The organism is Corynebacterium gottingense (assembly GCF_003693265.1).
Classification (GTDB): domain Bacteria; phylum Actinomycetota; class Actinomycetes; order Mycobacteriales; family Mycobacteriaceae; genus Corynebacterium; species Corynebacterium gottingense.
In genome coordinates, this window is sequence record NZ_RDRE01000001.1 from 1 (window position 1) to 16,989 (window position 16,989).

19 protein-coding genes and 1 tRNA gene are annotated in these 16,989 nt (G+C 61.9%); 10 read left to right on the plus strand and 10 right to left on the minus strand.

The window, feature by feature from the left end; all coding sequences use genetic code 11:
- The first annotated feature begins 145 nt into the window (after window positions 1-145).
- The 7 genes from EAW56_RS00005 to EAW56_RS00035 all read left to right on the plus strand — a co-directional run bounded on the left by EAW56_RS00005 (window position 146) and on the right by EAW56_RS00035 (window position 4,759).
- Complete coding sequence (locus EAW56_RS00005) at window positions 146-1,375, plus strand: DNA polymerase III subunit delta' (protein WP_122084576.1); 1,230 nt, start codon at window positions 146-148, stop codon at window positions 1,373-1,375.
- A 74-nt stretch (window positions 1,376-1,449) separates the two neighbouring features.
- A tRNA-Thr gene (locus EAW56_RS00010) sits at window positions 1,450-1,525 on the plus strand.
- Between the two features lie 107 nt (window positions 1,526-1,632).
- Window positions 1,633-1,920 (plus strand): hypothetical protein, encoded by a 288-nt coding sequence (locus EAW56_RS00015; RefSeq protein WP_095275179.1) that lies wholly within the window; start codon window positions 1,633-1,635, stop codon window positions 1,918-1,920.
- Between the two features lie 113 nt (window positions 1,921-2,033).
- Window positions 2,034-2,414, plus strand: a complete 381-nt coding sequence (locus EAW56_RS00020) for a hypothetical protein (RefSeq protein ID WP_244213295.1) — start codon at window positions 2,034-2,036, stop codon at window positions 2,412-2,414.
- A 4-nt stretch (window positions 2,415-2,418) separates the two neighbouring features.
- The gene (locus EAW56_RS00025; RefSeq protein WP_122084578.1) at window positions 2,419-2,838 is read left to right on the plus strand and encodes a hypothetical protein; all 420 of its coding nucleotides are present in this window, start codon (window positions 2,419-2,421) and stop codon (window positions 2,836-2,838) included.
- A gap of 234 nt (window positions 2,839-3,072) precedes the next feature.
- The gene (locus tag EAW56_RS00030) at window positions 3,073-3,639 is read left to right on the plus strand and encodes a helix-turn-helix domain-containing protein (RefSeq protein WP_122084579.1); all 567 of its coding nucleotides are present in this window, start codon (window positions 3,073-3,075) and stop codon (window positions 3,637-3,639) included.
- A 472-nt stretch (window positions 3,640-4,111) separates the two neighbouring features.
- Window positions 4,112-4,759 (plus strand): hypothetical protein, encoded by a 648-nt coding sequence (locus tag EAW56_RS00035; protein WP_122084581.1) that lies wholly within the window; start codon window positions 4,112-4,114, stop codon window positions 4,757-4,759.
- 228 nt (window positions 4,760-4,987) lie between these two features.
- Here EAW56_RS00035 and EAW56_RS12910 read toward each other — a convergent pair whose 3' ends face one another.
- The 3 genes from EAW56_RS12910 to EAW56_RS00050 all read right to left on the minus strand — a co-directional run bounded on the left by EAW56_RS12910 (window position 4,988) and on the right by EAW56_RS00050 (window position 8,663).
- The gene (locus tag EAW56_RS12910) at window positions 4,988-5,500 is read right to left on the minus strand and encodes a hypothetical protein (protein WP_244213296.1); all 513 of its coding nucleotides are present in this window, start codon (window positions 5,498-5,500) and stop codon (window positions 4,988-4,990) included.
- Window positions 5,501-5,755: 255 nt separating this feature from the next.
- Complete coding sequence (locus EAW56_RS00045) at window positions 5,756-6,940, minus strand: MFS transporter (protein ID WP_122084582.1); 1,185 nt, start codon at window positions 6,938-6,940, stop codon at window positions 5,756-5,758.
- Window positions 6,941-6,989: 49 nt separating this feature from the next.
- The gene (locus tag EAW56_RS00050; protein WP_122084584.1) at window positions 6,990-8,663 is read right to left on the minus strand and encodes an AMP-binding protein; all 1,674 of its coding nucleotides are present in this window, start codon (window positions 8,661-8,663) and stop codon (window positions 6,990-6,992) included.
- 194 nt (window positions 8,664-8,857) lie between these two features.
- Here EAW56_RS00050 and EAW56_RS00055 point away from each other — a divergent pair, with 194 nt between their 5' ends.
- Window positions 8,858-9,712 carry a GDSL-type esterase/lipase family protein gene (locus tag EAW56_RS00055; RefSeq protein WP_095553293.1) on the plus strand — a complete coding sequence of 285 codons (855 nt, stop codon included), beginning with the start codon at window positions 8,858-8,860 and terminating at the stop codon, window positions 9,710-9,712.
- Here EAW56_RS00055 and EAW56_RS00060 read toward each other — a convergent pair.
- Window positions 9,693-10,667 (minus strand): hypothetical protein, encoded by a 975-nt coding sequence (locus tag EAW56_RS00060; protein ID WP_095547723.1) that lies wholly within the window; start codon window positions 10,665-10,667, stop codon window positions 9,693-9,695. The two genes, EAW56_RS00055 and EAW56_RS00060, sit on opposite strands and share 20 nt — an antisense overlap.
- Window positions 10,664-11,035: a PadR family transcriptional regulator gene (locus tag EAW56_RS00065; protein WP_122084586.1), complete on the minus strand. Its 372-nt coding sequence runs from the start codon at window positions 11,033-11,035 to the stop codon at window positions 10,664-10,666. The genes EAW56_RS00060 and EAW56_RS00065 overlap by 4 nt, the downstream gene beginning before the upstream one ends.
- Window positions 11,036-11,142: 107 nt before the next feature.
- Here EAW56_RS00065 and EAW56_RS00070 point away from each other — a divergent pair, with 107 nt between their 5' ends.
- Both EAW56_RS00070 and EAW56_RS00075 read left to right on the plus strand, forming a co-directional pair.
- The gene (locus EAW56_RS00070) at window positions 11,143-12,243 is read left to right on the plus strand and encodes an S-(hydroxymethyl)mycothiol dehydrogenase (RefSeq protein WP_122084587.1); all 1,101 of its coding nucleotides are present in this window, start codon (window positions 11,143-11,145) and stop codon (window positions 12,241-12,243) included.
- Window positions 12,244-12,268: 25 nt separating this feature from the next.
- Window positions 12,269-12,895: an MBL fold metallo-hydrolase gene (locus EAW56_RS00075; protein WP_095553297.1), complete on the plus strand. Its 627-nt coding sequence runs from the start codon at window positions 12,269-12,271 to the stop codon at window positions 12,893-12,895.
- Between the two features lie 23 nt (window positions 12,896-12,918).
- Here EAW56_RS00075 and EAW56_RS00080 read toward each other — a convergent pair whose 3' ends face one another.
- The 5 genes from EAW56_RS00080 to EAW56_RS00100 form a co-directional block, all read right to left on the minus strand.
- The gene (locus EAW56_RS00080; RefSeq protein WP_208636468.1) at window positions 12,919-13,911 is read right to left on the minus strand and encodes a DUF4928 family protein; all 993 of its coding nucleotides are present in this window, start codon (window positions 13,909-13,911) and stop codon (window positions 12,919-12,921) included.
- Between the two features lie 10 nt (window positions 13,912-13,921).
- Window positions 13,922-15,061 carry a DNA cytosine methyltransferase gene (locus tag EAW56_RS00085; RefSeq protein WP_122084589.1) on the minus strand — a complete coding sequence of 380 codons (1,140 nt, stop codon included), beginning with the start codon at window positions 15,059-15,061 and terminating at the stop codon, window positions 13,922-13,924.
- A 76-nt stretch (window positions 15,062-15,137) separates the two neighbouring features.
- Entirely contained in the window at window positions 15,138-15,851 is a 714-nt protein-coding gene (locus EAW56_RS00090; RefSeq protein ID WP_244213297.1) for a DsbA family protein, read from the minus strand.
- Between the two features lie 13 nt (window positions 15,852-15,864).
- Window positions 15,865-16,233 (minus strand): DUF2304 domain-containing protein, encoded by a 369-nt coding sequence (locus EAW56_RS00095; protein WP_095275334.1) that lies wholly within the window; start codon window positions 16,231-16,233, stop codon window positions 15,865-15,867.
- Complete coding sequence (locus EAW56_RS00100; protein ID WP_122084590.1) at window positions 16,230-16,982, minus strand: glycosyltransferase family 2 protein; 753 nt, start codon at window positions 16,980-16,982, stop codon at window positions 16,230-16,232. Before EAW56_RS00100 ends, EAW56_RS00095 begins: the two co-directional genes overlap by 4 nt.
- Between the last annotated feature and the right edge of the window lie 7 nt (window positions 16,983-16,989).

The window sequence follows — 16,989 nt, forward strand, 5'->3', positions numbered from 1 at the left end:
AACTGTCCAAACCCCGACCGAAGCGCAGGCCACCAGAATGACCCGCTAGAAACTGTCCAAGAACTCCATAGATTCCGTGTCCAAAAAGTCATTGGACTCCTTGTCCAAAAACTCTATGGACATAACACTAGTAGGCTAGAGCAGCGTGACTCAGCCAGCCAATCCACGCAGCGTCGCAGAGCGCCTCGCCGACGCACCCCACGTGCGCGACGTCATCTTGTTCGCCGCAGCGTCTGCGCGCGAGCAGTTGCTTATCGACGCCCCCGCGGACCAATACGCAATGACCCACTCCTGGCTGTTCACGGGCCCGCCGGGCTCAGGGCGCTCGCAGGCCGCGATGGCGTTCGCCGCGGCGCTGGTGTGCACGGACCCACACGAGGTGGGCTGCGGCCGCTGCGCCGGGTGCCGCGACGCGCTGGCGGACCAGCACGCCGACGTGGTGCACGTGGTGCCCAAGGAACTGATCATCAAAACCGAGTACATCCGGGACATCGTCGCGCAGGCGGCCCGGATGCCCACGGTGGCCGCGCACCGCGTCCTGATCATCGAGAACGCGGATCGCCTCCACCCGGCCGCCGCGGACGCCCTGCTCAAGACGGTGGAGGAGCCGCCGGAGCGCACCGTGATCATCATGCTCGCGCCGTCGACGGACCCCGAGGACTTCTCGCAAACCCTGCGCTCTCGTTGCAGGCACCTCTATATCCCGTCGCCGTCCGAGTCGGAGCTCGTGCGCATCCTTATGGACGAGGAGGGTGCGAGCGAGCACGACGCGCGCCTGGCCGCGGCGACCTCGCTGCGCCACGTGGGCCGCGCGCGCCTGCTGGTGCGCAACCCGGACATCCAGCAGCGCCGCGCCCGCGCGATCAACCTGGCCGAGCTGATTTTCCACGGCGCGCAGGCGTTCCAAGCGGTGGGGGCGCTGGTCAAGGCGACGGAGAAAGAGGCTGTCGACGCTTACGCGGAGGAAGATGCCGCCGAGCGCGCCAAACTCGAGCAGGCCCTGGGCATGGGCGCGAAGGGGAAGGGCGCGGCGAAGGCGCTGCGCGGGGCGGCCGCCTCCATCAAGGAACTCGAATCGCGGCAGAAAGCGCGCGGCACCCGGCGCAAGCGCGACGTTTTCGACCTGGTCCTGGTGGACCTCGCCGGCGTGTACCGGGATGCGCTGGTGGTGCAGTCGGGTGCCGACGTCCCGCTGACGCACCCCGACTTCGAGCCACTTGCCCGCGAGGTAGCGGACCGCGTGCCCGCCGCCGGCCTGGTCGCCTGCCAGGACGCGATCGCGCAGTGTCGCGCCCGCCTGCACCAGTCCGTGACGCCGACCGTGGCGTTCAACGGCATGATCGGACACCTGCGCATCGCCTGCGGCGTGCGCTGACCTGCTGGTTTATTATTTGCCGGTTTCTGCACTACAATCACTTTCCGGTACAGCGTCACTTTGTGCGTTGTCCGGCCGCCTTAGCTCAGTCGGCAGAGCGTTTCACTCGTAATGAAAAGGTCGCGAGTTCGATTCTCGCAGGCGGCTCCACCAAAACCCCAGTTAGAACACCGTTTTAGCTGGGACTTCATCGTAGGTCTGGCGCGCCAGTTGTTCCAGGTTGTGGTGGCCACCCCCAGATGAATTCAGGGAGAAATATGATCTATGTGGTCTTTGGCGCAGCGGTCGCGATATTCATCTCCTTATGCATCATGGCAATGGGGTACCTTGTCCACCTTTCAGTGAAGCGAAAGGTGCTTTCTCCATTCCGTTTCTTAGTCGTGATGGTTTTACTAGCCCCGGTTTTTCTGATCTACGACATTCTCAGCGATGAGATGTGTAGCGGCCTTTTCAATTATGCGGTCAGCGGATACTTAATTACCGCAGTCATCATCGGATCCCTAGGGCGCATCATCGCGGATGGCTCCAGTGAAGCGCGGGAATAGGGGCGACTCCTAGGCAAGAGAACGACTCACCTGACCCCAAACGTCTCATCAACACCTAACTCAGCAGGAGCAAAATGAGTTCATATAAAGACATCACGACCTTCTCTGTCCCTATGCTCGTCAAGTCTCTGAATACGTTGCAGATTTCTGCGAGAGAGGACAACGGCGATTGGGGCGCCCAATTTCCGCAAGGTGTTGCCATCTTCGTTCCCGAGGGTGAATATTTCAGTGTCCGCATTGAGTCCTCTCAAACAATCCCGTCAGGCGAGCAGCTTGCGGCAATGAACGCTATCAATGCGACGAACGACAACCTCGCTTTCGGCAAAGTGGTTCCTAATGTCATAGAGGGACGCAGGACGGTTGTCTTTCGCAATCACTTCAACTTCACCCAAGGTGTGTCCCAATTCCAGCTGGACACGCTCATCGACGCCAGCTTGCAGGTCGGGTTCGACGCGCTGGGAAAGATCGAAGCTCTTTTCGAAGGAACGGAGTAAGGCCATGGGATGGTTTGGAAAGAAGAAGCCGGCGTTGCGTGAAGCATCCGTCGAATCTATTGGGGAGGCACTCTCCTCTCTGGGGCTTAGCTGCTCGCAGCTGTCGACTGGTGGGTTGCTTACTAAGGTCAATGGGGTTCCTATCTACGCCGTTGACCAGGACACGAACATTGGTATTGGTGGGATGATCCAGGCGCGTCAGCCGAAAGCGGAGGACCTCAATTGGATCAGCGACTTTAATAATCGTGCGCTGTGGCCGGTTGTCTTCCGCGTGGACCAGCAGACTGCGAGTGTTATCCACGCTGAGCATCGAATCATCAAGGGCGTTGCGTACTCCGAAGCACAGCTGCGTGACGAAGCTGAGCTTGGAGTCCTGATTGTTGCGGATACCTTGCTGCGTTACAGCGAGGAGCATCCGCAGTAGGCCACTACCCAATAAGACTCTCGGTATGAGCAAGCGAGTGCAATGAGTTTTTGCGTTTTAACCATCATCTCATTCATTTCGCCCGCTCAAGCTGTTGCGCGCGTGCATTTAGTAACACCGTGGTGAGTATCGGGTAACGCGATGGTGAGTATCGAGTAACGCTTGAACTTTCGGGGAAATTCTTTGGTGACCGCGTGACTTCAGGGCACGCGGCATTGCCAAAGGAGTCCGATTGTGACTGACTACAGGGCGGTGATGGACCTTGTGCTCAAAGGTTGGTCCGTTCGCCAGATCACAGCGTCGATTGGATGCTCGCATTCCACCGTGCAAAAAGTTCGTAAAGTGCTGCAAGCAGAGCAGATCACGACCACGGCCCAGATTGCTGGGCTTAATGATGAAGCCGTAGCTGTGCTGTTTCATGACGGAGGATCCACAGGTCAGGGTGTGTTCGTCCCGATCGATTTCGATTCCGTGGTGAAAGCACGGACCGGAAGACATAAGACCACGCTGCAGGTTCTGTGGGGGAAGTACACCTCAACGCCAGCGCTGCCGGGGCAGCGGTACTACAGCTACGAGCGGTTTCGCCAGCTTGTAGCGCAGCATGTTGATGCCACCGGGGTAACCGCCTGGATCGTGCACGCACCAGCTCACACTATGCAGGTGGACTGGGTAAGAACGAAGATGCGCTTGTTCGACCCCACCGGGGGACGTCCGAGGAAGCTCCCCGCCCATCCCCCAAACGCCCGGGTGTTACTGGATACTCACCCGGGCGTTACTCGATCCTCACCATGGCGTTACTAAATCGGTGGTCTGAACACTCAAGCCAGCACGTTCGGACAGGCACCCACGGTATCCTACGCAGTCGATTTGAATGATCCGCAGGAACAGGAACATGTCAATCCATATGGATTGTTTCCGCAGCCATTCAGATTCAAATCTCGTTTTTCGACCTCCCGCATATTTCTACATCTGAAGGACCTAGGGCGGCCAGTGTCCACGGATGGTGGGATCAGGTTTCTGGCCCGCAAGAACTGCTACGGTACGTATTGAGCTTTGGGCGAAAGGACCCCATGGCCAGGGGTTCCGAAAGGTAGGGACGGGTACCAAAATTCTATTCCTGGTGGGGCGGTCGCTGAAATCGGGCTACCGCACGTGCTATCTGCAAGAATCACGGTCAAACGGTATTTCGAGGCGACGTCGATGTGGAGATCAACGATGATGCTGATGCCCCTGGCGTGGTTTGGGGTGTAGAAGTGACGCTACCCTGCGGGGTGTGACATACACCGTGTACGAGGACAACTACATCATCCTTGAGACTTCTGCTTCAGCCGCCGTGGAAGTAGACGTAGACCTACTCTTTGATCGCTTTAGGTGGGCAGAATTATCGCTTGGCTTCGCCAGCACCGGGAATTCCTTGAACGAGGAAGTCTCTTCGGGTCTCTGGGAACTCAATGACGTCACACGCAACATGAACAAAGAGCTACAAGCTATCCAAATACATGTAAATGTCCGCTCTGCGGAGGGCCGATTGCCCCTTCGGCAGCTCTTCGCTGTGTGGGACTTGGCGCTCCCTGTAGCTATCATTTCGGACCTTCGGTCGGTCGCCATGAAGAGAATTTCACGCCCTGGAATCTCTCCAGTACAGCGGAATTCCTTTCCCGACTTCTATTCGGGGCACTGCCTTGCAGATATAGACAAGGAATCCTGGGCAAGTGCTGTAGCGCTCGTCGATCATGCTGTAGTTCGACACCGCACACCTGAGCAAGGAAAAATCGCGTTGAAGGTCAGGGGAGAAAAGACCAAAGAAGTAACGTTCTATGCAGAAGGATTCCGCCCCGTGATCATCTCCCGTGATTTTGAATCGATCTTGGGTGATCTTCCCCTCGAAGAAGAATGGTCTGTCGCAGCTATCCGGATATGAGCAGGGCATTGATTGCAAGCCTCAGCCACGAGATCAACGCACTCGAACCGGCGAGGCTGCATTGTCCAAACGGAGCTAGCTCCATTTGGACCAAGGCCGGGCACAAAACCCCAGTTCGCACCGTTTTAGCTGGGGTTTCTTCGTTGGTTTGGCGCGCCGGGTTGCCGCAGGAAATCCGGGGTGAGAAGTGGGTCACCTCACGGAATCTATAGGCCCTTGAAGCAATACTTAGACCGACCAAGGGCGACCGTAATTAATGTTTTCGTTACTACTTTCAGTAAACGGTGACAGCAAGTAGCGACTCTTCCATGGGCATGGGACCCGCCACAGGTACGTGTTATCGCCTAAATAACCGTCTTCGTTTTGTGTTCCTTCTCGTTCAGGTTGGGGACGCACGATTCCAAGGAAATTATCTGGGACGCGAGCTTTACGTCCTACCGGATCCGACCATTGGAGATCCTGATTACAGTAGTCCTCGTCCATAAAATCACCGGTAAAATGGATGAGGATTTCACGCGGTGCAGCACTGGGATGAGGGAGATTATCAATGGGAAGGTCCTCATACCAGATATCATGGTTTATCTGTTTCCCCTCTTCGATCCAGTTGAGAACGGTTGTTTCGTCGAAACTAGCACCTGCCAAAACTTGTAAAGCCGAGGAAGGGTCATCTAGGTAGAGACGTTTCACATACGCCAGATAGATACGAGGCGGGGGAGCGACCCGGGAAGCATTGTCAGTCATTGCCGGGAATCTTACCGCCTACGCGGGTTGTTTTGCTATCGCAGCAGCTATCCGGATATGAGTAGGGGTAATGATTCTCGGCACTAGCGACGCGATTCATCACACTCCAACCCGTGGGATTGCATTGTCCAAACGGAGCTAGCTCCATTTGCACCCGCCCGCTCCGTAAAGCCCCAGGTCGCCGTCGCCCGCATCGGCCAAACGGAGCTAGCTCCATCTAGGACGTCACGCCCAGGACGCCACACCGACGAAACCTCAACTCCCAACAACCTCGCGCACCAGGTACCCGCGCCGGATCTGCACGCTGCGGATGAGCGCGGAGCACGCAGCCAGCACGGCGAAGACCGCAAACGGCAGGCTCGGCCCGACGCGCGGCGTGGTCCACGCAATGAGCGGCGAGACCCCGAACCCGATGTAGGTGGCCACGTAGTACAGCCCGATGACGCGGCCGCGTTTGTCGGGTGGGGTGTACTCGTCGACGTCGAGAAGCCCCTCGCGAAGGCACAGCCCGTACGCCAGCCCGAGCAGCGCGGTCGCCGCCACAAACACCCAAGCAGACGGCCGTGCCCCGCCAACCGCGATGAGCGCCATGCCACCGGCCGCACCGAGCGCCCCGACCACACCCGCGCGCAGCCCCCACTGCCCGCGCCGCGCGAGCGCCTGCACGGCCAGCGCCACGCTAAAGCCCAGCACCGCGGCCACACCAGGCATAAACGCCGCGCCGATGGCAAAGTCGGTGCGCCCGGCCAGCACCACCATCGCGGTCGTGATCGAGGCGAAAACCCATATCCCCATCGGCACCGCAGTCGCGAGCGCCTTGACCTCGCTGTGGCCCGGGCGAGTCTCAGCAGTCTTCGTCACCGCAGGCGCGCCGTCGTCGCGCATGCGTATCGACGCCACCATCACCCCCACAGCCATCACAATCGGCACCACGAACGGGACCTTCACCGCGTCTGCGGCCAGGTGGGCGACCACACCGGAGGAGACCGGACCGAGCATGAACCCGGTGGTCAGGGCGATGCCCGCGGCGGTGGCACCGCCCGCGCCGCGGAGTCTGCCGGCCCAGGCAGTGCCGGCGCTGACGACCAGCCCCACCCCGAGCCCGACAACGAAGCGGCCGAGGAGCAACCCGTGCCCGGGGATACCCAGCATGAGGTAGGCGTTGCCTGCGGCCGCGATGACGGTGCCCGCAACGACGGCGGGGCGCGACCCGAAGCGGTCGGCGACCCACCCGCCGATGAGCAGGCTGGGGAAGAGCCCAACCGCGTAGATGCCGTAAGCGCTGTTGGCTAACACTGCGGAGACGTCGTGGTCGCGGCGCAGCAGCACCAGCACTGAGGCGAAGTGGTTCGCTGACCACCCGGCGGTGATGAGGAACGCGAGGGCGAGGAGGAATGGTGCGCGGGCGTTGTCGCGTGTGCTGGGGGCAGCGGCTCCCATGGGGCTCCTTCCTCCCAGGGATAAGAGCTGGCGCCCTGGTCCTCGGGACTTATGTGTCGCGGCGGCTTTCCGGCAGGAGGCGGGGGACAACCTTGCCCGTCGCGTTGCGCGGAAGCTTGTCCACGAAGTTTACGTCGCGGGGGATGGAGTGGTCAGCCAAATGGGCTCGGACCCAGTCGCGAATTGCCTGGGGAGTCAGGCGCGCGCCGGCGTCGGAGCGTTCGCGCACGACCCACACCGCGATGCGCTTGAAGGTGTCGGGGTCGTCGACGCCGCCGGAGTGGAGCTCGTCCACCCCCGGCATCTTCTCCAGGACCTCGGTGACGGATTGCGGGTGCACGTTCTCGCCGCCGACGATGATCATGTCGTCGTTGCGGCTTAAGACGTGGAGGTAGCCGTGCTCGTCGAAGTAGCCGAGGTCGCCCATCTCGACGAGGCCGTCGATGGTCACGATGGGTGTGTCCGGGTTGGTGTAGCCGCGCAGGGCCGTTTCGTTGTTGAGGAAGATGCGGCCGACTTCGCCTTGGGGGACTTCCTGGTCGTTGGCGTCGTAAAGCTTGAGCACCGTGCCCGGCGGGACGCGGCCGGCGACGGAGAAGTCGCTGGCCAGCAGTTCCGGGTCAGCGGCCGCGGCGAGGGCGAGTTCGGTGGAGCCGTAGATGTTGGCCAGGATGGGGCCGAAGCGCTCGTGCATGCGCTCAATGATGGCGGGGGTGAGCGCGTTGCCGGCCGAGCCGATGAACTTCAGGTGCGAGGTCTCGTAGCGCTCGTTGCCGGGGACGTCCAGCATCTGTTTGAAGAAGACAGGGGAGGAGACGAGCCCGTCGCAGCGGAAGTTCTGGATCTGTCGGAACACGTTCTCGGGATCGAAGACGCGCTGGGTCACCACGGTGCCGCGCACGCCGAGCGTGATGTTGAGCGCGGACCACCCCCAGGTGTGGAAGATGGACGCCGTCATCTGGATGGTGTGGCCGGAGCGGAACGGCATGGCTTCGAGGTAGCCGGCTACCACGATCGGCAGCTTCGGCTCGGGGCGGAGGATGCCTTTGGGGATGCCGGAGGTGCCCGATGACATGAGCACCATGTCGCCGTGCGCGGGGAAGGTGGGGAGTGCGGGGAGGTCGCGGGTGCCGCGGGCGATGATGCCGGCTTGGGTGAGCTCGTCGCCGTGGTCGCGGGAAGTGTGCGCCCACACCGTGGTGACGTGGTCGATCCCCTCGGGGATGCGGTCGGCGAACTCGTCGTCGATGAACAGGATGTTGATGTCGTTTTCCGCGATGATGCCGGCCAGCTGCTCGGGGGAGGAACCGATGTTGAGCAGGAAGATCGTGCCGCCGGTGTAGCCCTTCGCCGCGAGGGGCAGGATGATGCCACGGCCGTTGCGCGCCATCACGCCGATGCGCAGCGCGTCGAGGGCCTGCGTGCGCTGGACGTCAAGCATCCAGCGGCCGAGGGCGCGCGAGTGGTCGCGGAGCTGGCGGTAGGTGAGGAGGCCGTCGTCGTCGATAAGCGCGGTGCGCTCGGGCACTGCCGCGGCGCCCTGCTCGACCTCGCGCGCGGTGGTGAAGTGGTAGCGCGCGAGCGCGGGCGCGAGGGTGAACAGGGCTTTCGGCCCGCCTTCGGCGCTGATGAAGCCGGCGCGGGTGGCGGCGCGGAGGAAGCGGACCGCGGAGCGCGCGGTGAACGCGGCGCGGCCCACGGGAGAGAGTGCGGGGTGCGGCATGGCGCGAGGTCCTTCTTTCCCTGAAAAGCTGGCAGACACAGTGTATCTGCTTAGTCGTAAAAAATGATTTGGGATGTTAATTCAGTAAACGTATGTGACTTATGTTGTGGTGAAAGTATGGCACGGGTAACGTTTGTCCACGACTTGGGGATACACATCCTGTACATAATGCCGCCACAAGGAGCATACGGAACATGACGCGCACTTCACTTCGTACCAAGGTTGCCGCCACCTGCGCAGCGGTCCTGGCCACCATCGGCTCCGTCGGGGCTGCCGGCACGGCCGTCGCACCGGCCGCGCAGGCGCAGGAGCGAAACCTGGTCATCCTCGGCGACTCCGTTATCGCGGACCCGAGCGGCCCGCAGTGGGCGGCGGGCAAGCTCGGGCTGGACCCGCGCGGTTCCTCTTCCGTGACCACGTGGTGCCCGACCTCGCCAACCAGCTGGGGCAAGCAGGCGGCCGGCCGACTCGGGCTGCCCGCCTGGGACTACTCCTGCACGGGCACGGTCTCTATCCAGAAGGGGCCGCAGTTCGCCTCCCAGGTCACCCGCGCCGTCAACGAGGGCGGCCTGACCCCCAGCACGGCCCGCGTGATCATCTCCACCGGTTTCAACGACACTTACCACAACGACGGGCGCGATCGAGCCGCTTTTCGACGCGACTTTGTCGCCGCCATGGTGCCGCAGATCAACCGCATTCGCGCCGCCGCCCCCAACGCGCGCATCCAGATCGTCGGCTACCCCAAGATCACGCAGGGTGATCGCGTCTGCCTCTTCCATGTAGCGCCGAACGTGTCGGACTACACCCCGTTCGCGGCGGTGCAGGAGTGGGAGGACTCCGCGCAGTGGGCGCAGGTTGACCTTGCGCGCGCGACCGGTGTGGAGTTCCTGGACATGAAGCCGTCCACCTGGAACAACAACATGTGCTCACCGGATAACCAGCGCATGTGGGCCGGCCTCGTAGACTTCTACGGCGGGCCGGGCAATCTGCCCATCCACGTGAACCAGCGCGGCCACGCCCACGTCGCGGCTATGATTGCCGCATCTTAAGCAGTGAGTAGATCGCTGCCGCGGCGGAGCATACCGCGGCGATGCTGAACATGACGATGCCGAACATGTTTGGCCCGTCTTCGCTGAAGTAGTTGAGCGCCATGTTGGCGAGCATGAGCAAGAATACGCCGGCGTTGATGCTGGCGGCGCGCTGCAACTTACGCTTCGGGCGCGACGGAAGGCTGTGCGCGTAGCGCTTTGCGTCGCCGAATTCTTCCTCCACCGTCGTGCCGTTTTCCTCGGCGAACGCGTGGGCCTCCGCAAGCACTTCGCGGATCTCGCGCTCGCGGTACTCACCACGGGCGCGTAACTCCCCGGCGACCGTGCTGTCCCAATCGCCGGCGGCAGGAGTGGTGTGTGTGGCGTCGTCGGGCGTCTGCTTCTTCCACGGCAAGAAGAACGCCGCGGCCGACATGATAAGCGCGAGGATCAGGCTCCACCCGTTGCCAAACGGCAGGTCGATCGTGCTCAGCGCCGAAATGAGCCACGCACCGATGAGGCTGAACGCCACGAGCGGGATGGCGGAAATGGCACCGGCCTTCCACTTCGCCATGCGGGTGTAGAGATTCCAGTACGTTGCCAGCGTGGCGCTCAGCCCGAGCGCGAGGACCGCCGGGGTGATCGCCATGCCAAGGGTGACGTCTTCGTTCCAGGTGGCGACGGTGAGTCCGATGGCGAAGCCTGCCGTGGCGACGAAGAAGATCCAGGCCAGGCGCGGTGGGCGCGCCAGTCCCTGACCGACGAACGGGTCCGTGCCACCGTGTGCCAGGTCGTCGCGGACCTCGGCGGCATGGGATTCTGCCCACTCGTCGGCCTTGCCGAAGGCGGCCTCGGGTGTGAGCCCGTCGGCGTCTGCGTGCGCTGCGGCATCGGCGGCGGCTTGCTCGGCCGCGTCGCGGGAAAAGCCGTGGTTGAGGGTGAGGACAAGGGTTGCGCGGTCGGTCCAGAAGCTCATTTCGTGTCCTTTCGGGTGGTAGTGGGGTTCGCGGAATTGGTGGGGTCGGTGCGCGCCGGGCCGTCGCGAAGCGCCGCCCTGAGCTGGTCGAGTTGGGTGCCGTAGTCGAAGAGCTCGGCCTTGCCCTTGGTGGTGATGGAGTAGGTCTTGCGGCCGGGCCCGCTTTCGCTGGGGGCCCAGTGGGCTTCGATGAGGTCGGCGTTCTCGAGCTTGCCCAGGACGGGGTAGAGGGAGCCGCCCTTTGGTCTGCCGAAGCCGAGCGATTCGAGCGATTGTGCGATGGCGTAGCCGTGCGCGGGCCCGTCGGCGAGGCATCGGAGGACCGCAGCCGACATGAAGGCGCGTATCCAAGGTTGGGGGAATGTCATGTACCTAAGTATGAAACGTATCTAGGTATGTGTCAAGATTTTGGTTGGTGTGAGGGGTAATGCTCGGATAAGTGACAGATCTCCAAATTCTGGTACGGTAGGGCCCTATGAGTATCCAAAAGGTCCAAGGAGTCATCGCTCGCGAAAAGGGTGCAGACGTTGAAGTCACCACCATCGTCATCCCGGAGCCGGGCCCCAACGATGTCGTGGTGAAAGTCCAGGCCACCGGTGTGTGCCACACCGACCTGGCATACCGTGACGGCGACATCGAGGACGCCTACCCGTTCCTCCTCGGCCACGAGACCGCTGGCGTGGTCGACACTGTCGGCGAGGACGTCACCCACGTGGCGCCCGGCGATTTTGTCGTGCTGAACTGGCGCGCAGTCTGCGGTGAGTGCCGCGCCTGCCGCAAGGGCGACACGAAGAACTGCTTCAACACCCACAACGCCTCCAAGGGCATGACCCTGGAGGACGGCACCGAGCTCACCCCGGCGCTGGGCATCGGCTCGTTCGCGGAGAAGACCCTGGTCCACGAGCTGCAGTGCACCAAGGTGAACCCGGACGAGGATCCGGCGGCCGCGGGCCTGCTCGGCTGCGGCATCATGGCCGGCCTCGGTGCGGCCGTGAACACCGGCGACATCCAGCGCGGCGATTCCGTCGCCGTCTTCGGCCTGGGCGGCGTTGGCCTGGCCGCAGTGGCGGGTGCTGCACTCGCGGGCGCATCGAAGATCATCGCGGTGGACATTGACCAGCGCAAGTGCGACGCCGCCACTGAGACTTTTGGCGCCACCCACGCCGTGTGCGCGAAGGATCTCAGCGAGCAGGAGGTCATTGATAAGGTCCGCGAGCTCACCGACGGCTTCGGCACCGACGTCGCCATCGACGCCGTGGGTATCCAGCCCACCTGGCGCCAGGCCTTCTACTCGCGCGACCTGGCCGGCCGCATGGTTATGGTGGGCGTGCCCAACCAGACCGACCACATCGACGTGCCGGCTATCGACGTCTACGGTCGCGGCGGCTCCATCAAGCCGGCCTGGTACGGCGACTGCCTGCCGGAGCGCGATTTCCCCACCTACGTCGACCTGCACCTGCAAGGCCGCTTCCCGCTCGGCGAGTTTGTCTCCGAGCGCATCGGCGTCGGCGACGTGGAGGACGCTTTTGCCAAGATGAAGCGTGGCGACGTGTTGCGCAGCGTTGTCGAGTTCTAGTCAGACCGAACCCGAAGGGACCACCATGACATTCCGCGTAGAAAACGTTGTGACCTCCGGCCTGTTCAAGCTGGACGGCGGCGAGTGGGAGGTGGACAACAACGTCTGGATCGTCGGCGACGACAGCGAGGTCTACATCATCGACGCCGCCCACGACGCCAACGCCATCGCCGCCGCGGTGGGCGACCGCCGCGTCAAGGGCATCATCGCCACCCACGGGCACTCGGACCACATCGACGCCGCACCAGAGCTCTCTCGGCTGGTCAACGCGCCGGTGTACCTGCACCCCACCGACGGTTTCCTGTGGCAGCGCGAGAACCCCAACGCGCAGTATGAGCAGCTTGTCGACGGCACCACGTTCCAGATCGCCGGCACCGACCTCAAGGTGCTGTCCACCCCGGGCCACTCGCCCGGCTCCGTGGTTGTCTACGCGCAGGAGGCCGGTGAGCTGTTCTCGGGCGACACCCTGTTCCAGGGCGGCCCGGGCGCTACAGGTCGCTCGTTCTCCTCCTTCGACACCATCATCCACTCGCTGCAGACGTCCGTACTGGATCTGCCGGCGGAGACGGTGGTGCGTACCGGTCACGGCGACCATACCACCATCGGCGCGGAGGCCCCGCACCTGGAGGAGTGGATCCGCCGCGGCTACTAGGGCGACTGCCTAGACCCTCGCCTTTAGAAGCCTTGCTCGTCTGCTATCTTGCTGAGCCATTTCGGCTCGTCAACACGCAGAGAGAGGTCGGATTCGACATCGGCGATTCGTTCGTTGTAACGGCGAATGAGGCGAGCGAGGCCTTCACGGATCTGGTCAGAGCTGTACAGAGCGAGCTCCTCGATGTTCGTCCCAATGTAGGATTCTGCCTCGACTATGCCTACGCTGTGGTCAATCGCGGCGACTTCGGCGAGCTGTTTCGCTGCCAGAACACGAGATGCGGGAACGATAATTACTGGGCGTACCTCTTCGGATAGGTTCTCCCGGCATCGGTCCATGAGCTTCTCCATTGGAGAAACGGTCACGTGAAACGCGGTGGTGCCTAACTGGAAATCGCCGTAGCGGTCAGTCTGGAGATCCGCTGTGTTGGCTTTATCCCGTCCCACATCGAGATCCGGGAAACGGAGCTCAAGTTTTGCGCCAATGAGGTGTTGGAGTACTGCGCCGGTGGGACGGTCTTCTCGGGCGGCAGCTGCCTCGAGAATCTCGCCAATCGTGAGTGAAACTGGCTTGCGATGATTCAGGTCTACTTTGATCCGTTGCTTGTCAAAGTAATCAACCTTTGCTTTTTCGACGAAAAAGGACTCGAGTTGATCCGCTAGAGCTGCAACGTCTACCCCGTCGATGTTGACGCGATTCCAGCGCGCAACGAGACCTTGTGCCTTAGGGATTGTTCCGCGGGAGGTTCTCCCACCTTCAGAGGTGTATTTTCTGTGCTCGCCGTGTTCAGCCAGGATTTTCTTTATTGCTGTGCCAGAAAGGCCGCGAACCTGACTTTGATTTTCGGAGAGTAGACGTTCCTGGGGGATTGGCAAACCATCGCGGACCATCCTGGAGACGATTAGGCCAACATTGATCGTATTCGTTCTTGCACTTTTGTCTCGCTTGCGATGATCCTCATACCAGTCTGTCGCTTCACCGAGAAGTTCGATGAGCGCTTTTTCTACGCGACTCACATCTGAGTCGTTAGAGTGCGTGCTCACTATATGTACCCCCTCGAGTCTGCAGCGTAAGCGGAACCAGCGCTTCTCGCGAAAGCCAGGACACAACTGGTACAGCTACCGCATCGCCAAAACCGTAATGAATCTGGGACTCTCGTAATCCTCTGAGGTTGTACCACCCGGCCCCCATGAGGCGTGCATACTCCAGGCCGGTCATCCAGCGAACACGAATCCTGCCATCTCCCATGAGCGCTACTGCTTGCTTCGATGAGCCGCCACGTGCCGTACGCAAGCATCCCGCGATGTCTTCCGCGCGCATTTCCCAGGTAGGCACACCGTTTCGCGTCCTCCGGTAAGCAGTGCGAGCGGACAATTCGCGCGCGTTGATGAACCCATCAGCACGCAGCCTTTGCGTCGGTGACATGGAGCGGATAAAGTTGTCGGTTCGCTGGCTGTCCCACCACCGTGGGTCATCATCTGCGAGGTGCTCGATTTCGCTGCTGAGCCCCTCCTTACGCGGAGCGGGAATGGGTGGGAAAGGAAATTTGAAGGTGCGAAAACCATCCTCTTGGTGCACCCACGCCACTGAGTCTGGTCGCAGTGCGGTGTCGTCCTTGCCTCCTTCGAGTGGTCGCTTTGCGCCTATGAGGAAAAGCCTTGGACGGGATTGCGGGACAAACCGGCGTGCATCGATGGTGACGACATCTACTGCGTACCCGAGCCCATTGAATTCCCGGATCGCGGCGCGGAGATCGTCGCCGCCGTGGGAAGACGCGAGGCCGACAACATTCTCCAAGACTGCCACGCTTGGTCCGCGATCCCCCATGCCGCGGAGGACTTTGGTGAAACCGAAGAACGCGGATGATTCCCGACCGCTGATCCCACTTCGTTTTCCAGCAAGTGACAGATCCGTGCAAGGGGAGGAAGACCAGGCTATGTCTGCATGCGGCACTTGGTCGGGGTCCACATCAAACACGTTTTCCAGTGCAAAGTCATCGCCGCCCCACTGGCCCGAGTACATGGCAAATTTATTCTTGTCGTAGTCGTTTGCCCAAACCGTCGAAATTCCAGCATCAGACATCCCGGCTCGCGCGAGGCCGATACCAGCGAAGAACTCGATAGCCGTCGGCTGGCCAGTTGATGGGACGGGATATAAATGAGACATGGGGGACTCCTCGAGGAGCGGTTGAACTTAGGGCTGTCTAGCTTAGCGAAAATCGCATACGAGTTTTTGCTGGCCCCTACGCCCCGGCTTTCTCAAGCTCGGCGTCGATGACCTGGGCAAACTTCTCAAAGGGCAGCGCGCCCTCGAGCACCTGGCCGTTGATGATAAAGGTCGGGGTGGCGGTGACCTCGGACTGCTGGGCGAGCGTGTTCGCCTCCGAAAGCGCCTGGTCGTACTTGTCACTTTCCGCGTCCGAGCGGAACTGCTCGAGGTCCGGCACGCCGGCCTCCTTGGCAAAGCCCGCGAGCTCGTCGAGGGAGAAGTCCGGGTGGCCCTCCACCTTGGAGGCGGCCGCGACGTAGGCCTCCTGGAACTCGAAGAACTTGCCCTGGTCCGCAGCGGCGCGGCCGGCGCGCGCCCCGTTGAGGGCGCCTTGTCCGTTGATGACAAAGTCGTTCATCTCGAAGCGGACCTTGCCGGTGTCCACGTACTGCTTCACAATCTCCGGCATCGTTTGCGCGGCGAAGCGTATGCAGTAGGGGCAGGCCCAGTCGGAGAACTCGGAGATGACGACGGGGGCGTCGACGTCGCCAAGCGCCATGGCGTCGTCGGCCTCGCGGCGAGCAACATCCACCTTCGGGGCCTCTGCCTGGGTAGACTGCTGAGCGGTCTCCGTCGCGGCGGGTGGCGTCGCGGTCTGGTTGCCAATGAGATATCCGCCCACGCCGGTGCCGATGGCGAGCACGGCCGTAAAGGCCCACATCAGGGGTGGGATCTTCGTATCACTCATGGTAAAAATGCTCCTATTCAGGTTGCGATGCTTGAGTCGCTGCGCCGTACGGATCTTCCGGGCGCACCGCATTCTGCAAGGCTACCGCGCGGGCCAAGCGGGCATAACGCAGCTCCTGTTCGCGGAACCGGGTCCACGTGGAGATGGTGGTGAAGAAGAACGCGAAGATGAGCGCGTACAGCATGAGATCCGTGCCGCGAGACACCCCGAGCCAGTTGGCCAGCACCGTGACGTCGTCGGGGCGCAGGATCGCCCAGATTGCCGCGAAGACGAGCACCACGAAGCCGAGCTTGACCCACGCCTTCGCGTTCGCCTTCTTGCGGTGCGTGAAGAAGTAGATGACCAGCACCAGGGTCGCCAGGATGAGGAACAGCTGGATCATGGGAGCCTCCTTGCCACAATGCCGTCGGCGAGGATGTTCACACCGTTGATCAGGGACTGGCCCTTGCTCATGGAGTACTCGGTGTACAGGATGTCCACCGGCTCCTCAGCCACGCGCCACCCCTGCGCATCAATCATGCTGACAATTTCGGAGGCGTGCGACATCCCATTCATACGGATGTTCATCTCGTGTGCCACTTTGGTATTGAAGGCGCGCAGGCCGTTGTGCGCGTCGGTCAGCCCAAGTCTGCGGGTGCGAGGGGAGAGGAGCACCACCGTTCTCAGCACGAGACGCTTGATCCACGGCACCTGCGTCTCCTCCTGGCCTGCAAAGCGGGTGCCCACGACGATGTCAATCGGCTCGGTGCGCAGCCGCTGGATCATGCGCTTAACGTCTTTGACCTGGTGCTGGCCGTCGGCGTCGAAGGTGACAAAGTACTTCGCGCCAGGCTGAGTACGCGCGTACTCAACACCCGTCTGGATCGCGGCGCCCTGACCAAGGTTCACCGGGTGGTTGACCAGGTGCGCGCCCGCGGCGTGGATCGACTCGGCGGAGTTGTCGTGCGAGCCGTCATTGACCGCCACGATATTGGGAAACGTTTCCCGCGCGTGCTTCAACACGTCCTGGATGACCTGACCCTCGTTGTAGCAGGGGACGATGAGCCAGGTGTCGGTGAAAGACTCGTGCGCGCCCTGTTCGCGCCCTGGGTATTGCGCCGAATGCTTATCGACGCCGCGAGATTGGTTCATAGCGCTC

Coding starts and splice junctions, on each gene's coding strand:
- EAW56_RS00100 (WP_122084590.1), bottom strand. CDS start 16,982: ATGAACCAATCTCGCGGCGTCGATAAGCATTCGGCGCAATACCCAGGG.
- EAW56_RS00015 (WP_095275179.1), top strand. CDS start 1,633: ATGATCTATGTGGTCTTTGGCGCAGCGGTCGCGATATTCATCTCCTTA.
- EAW56_RS00060 (WP_095547723.1), bottom strand. CDS start 10,667: ATGAGCTTCTGGACCGACCGCGCAACCCTTGTCCTCACCCTCAACCAC.
- EAW56_RS00065 (WP_122084586.1), bottom strand. CDS start 11,035: ATGACATTCCCCCAACCTTGGATACGCGCCTTCATGTCGGCTGCGGTC.
- EAW56_RS00055 (WP_095553293.1), top strand. CDS start 8,858: ATGACGCGCACTTCACTTCGTACCAAGGTTGCCGCCACCTGCGCAGCG.
- EAW56_RS00070 (WP_122084587.1), top strand. CDS start 11,143: ATGAGTATCCAAAAGGTCCAAGGAGTCATCGCTCGCGAAAAGGGTGCA.
- EAW56_RS00025 (WP_122084578.1), top strand. CDS start 2,419: ATGGGATGGTTTGGAAAGAAGAAGCCGGCGTTGCGTGAAGCATCCGTC.
- EAW56_RS00045 (WP_122084582.1), bottom strand. CDS start 6,940: ATGGGAGCCGCTGCCCCCAGCACACGCGACAACGCCCGCGCACCATTC.
- EAW56_RS00095 (WP_095275334.1), bottom strand. CDS start 16,233: ATGATCCAGCTGTTCCTCATCCTGGCGACCCTGGTGCTGGTCATCTAC.
- EAW56_RS00090 (WP_244213297.1), bottom strand. CDS start 15,851: ATGAGTGATACGAAGATCCCACCCCTGATGTGGGCCTTTACGGCCGTG.
- EAW56_RS12910 (WP_244213296.1), bottom strand. CDS start 5,500: ATGACTGACAATGCTTCCCGGGTCGCTCCCCCGCCTCGTATCTATCTG.
- EAW56_RS00020 (WP_244213295.1), top strand. CDS start 2,034: ATGCTCGTCAAGTCTCTGAATACGTTGCAGATTTCTGCGAGAGAGGAC.
- EAW56_RS00085 (WP_122084589.1), bottom strand. CDS start 15,061: ATGTCTCATTTATATCCCGTCCCATCAACTGGCCAGCCGACGGCTATC.
- EAW56_RS00075 (WP_095553297.1), top strand. CDS start 12,269: ATGACATTCCGCGTAGAAAACGTTGTGACCTCCGGCCTGTTCAAGCTG.
- EAW56_RS00050 (WP_122084584.1), bottom strand. CDS start 8,663: ATGCCGCACCCCGCACTCTCTCCCGTGGGCCGCGCCGCGTTCACCGCG.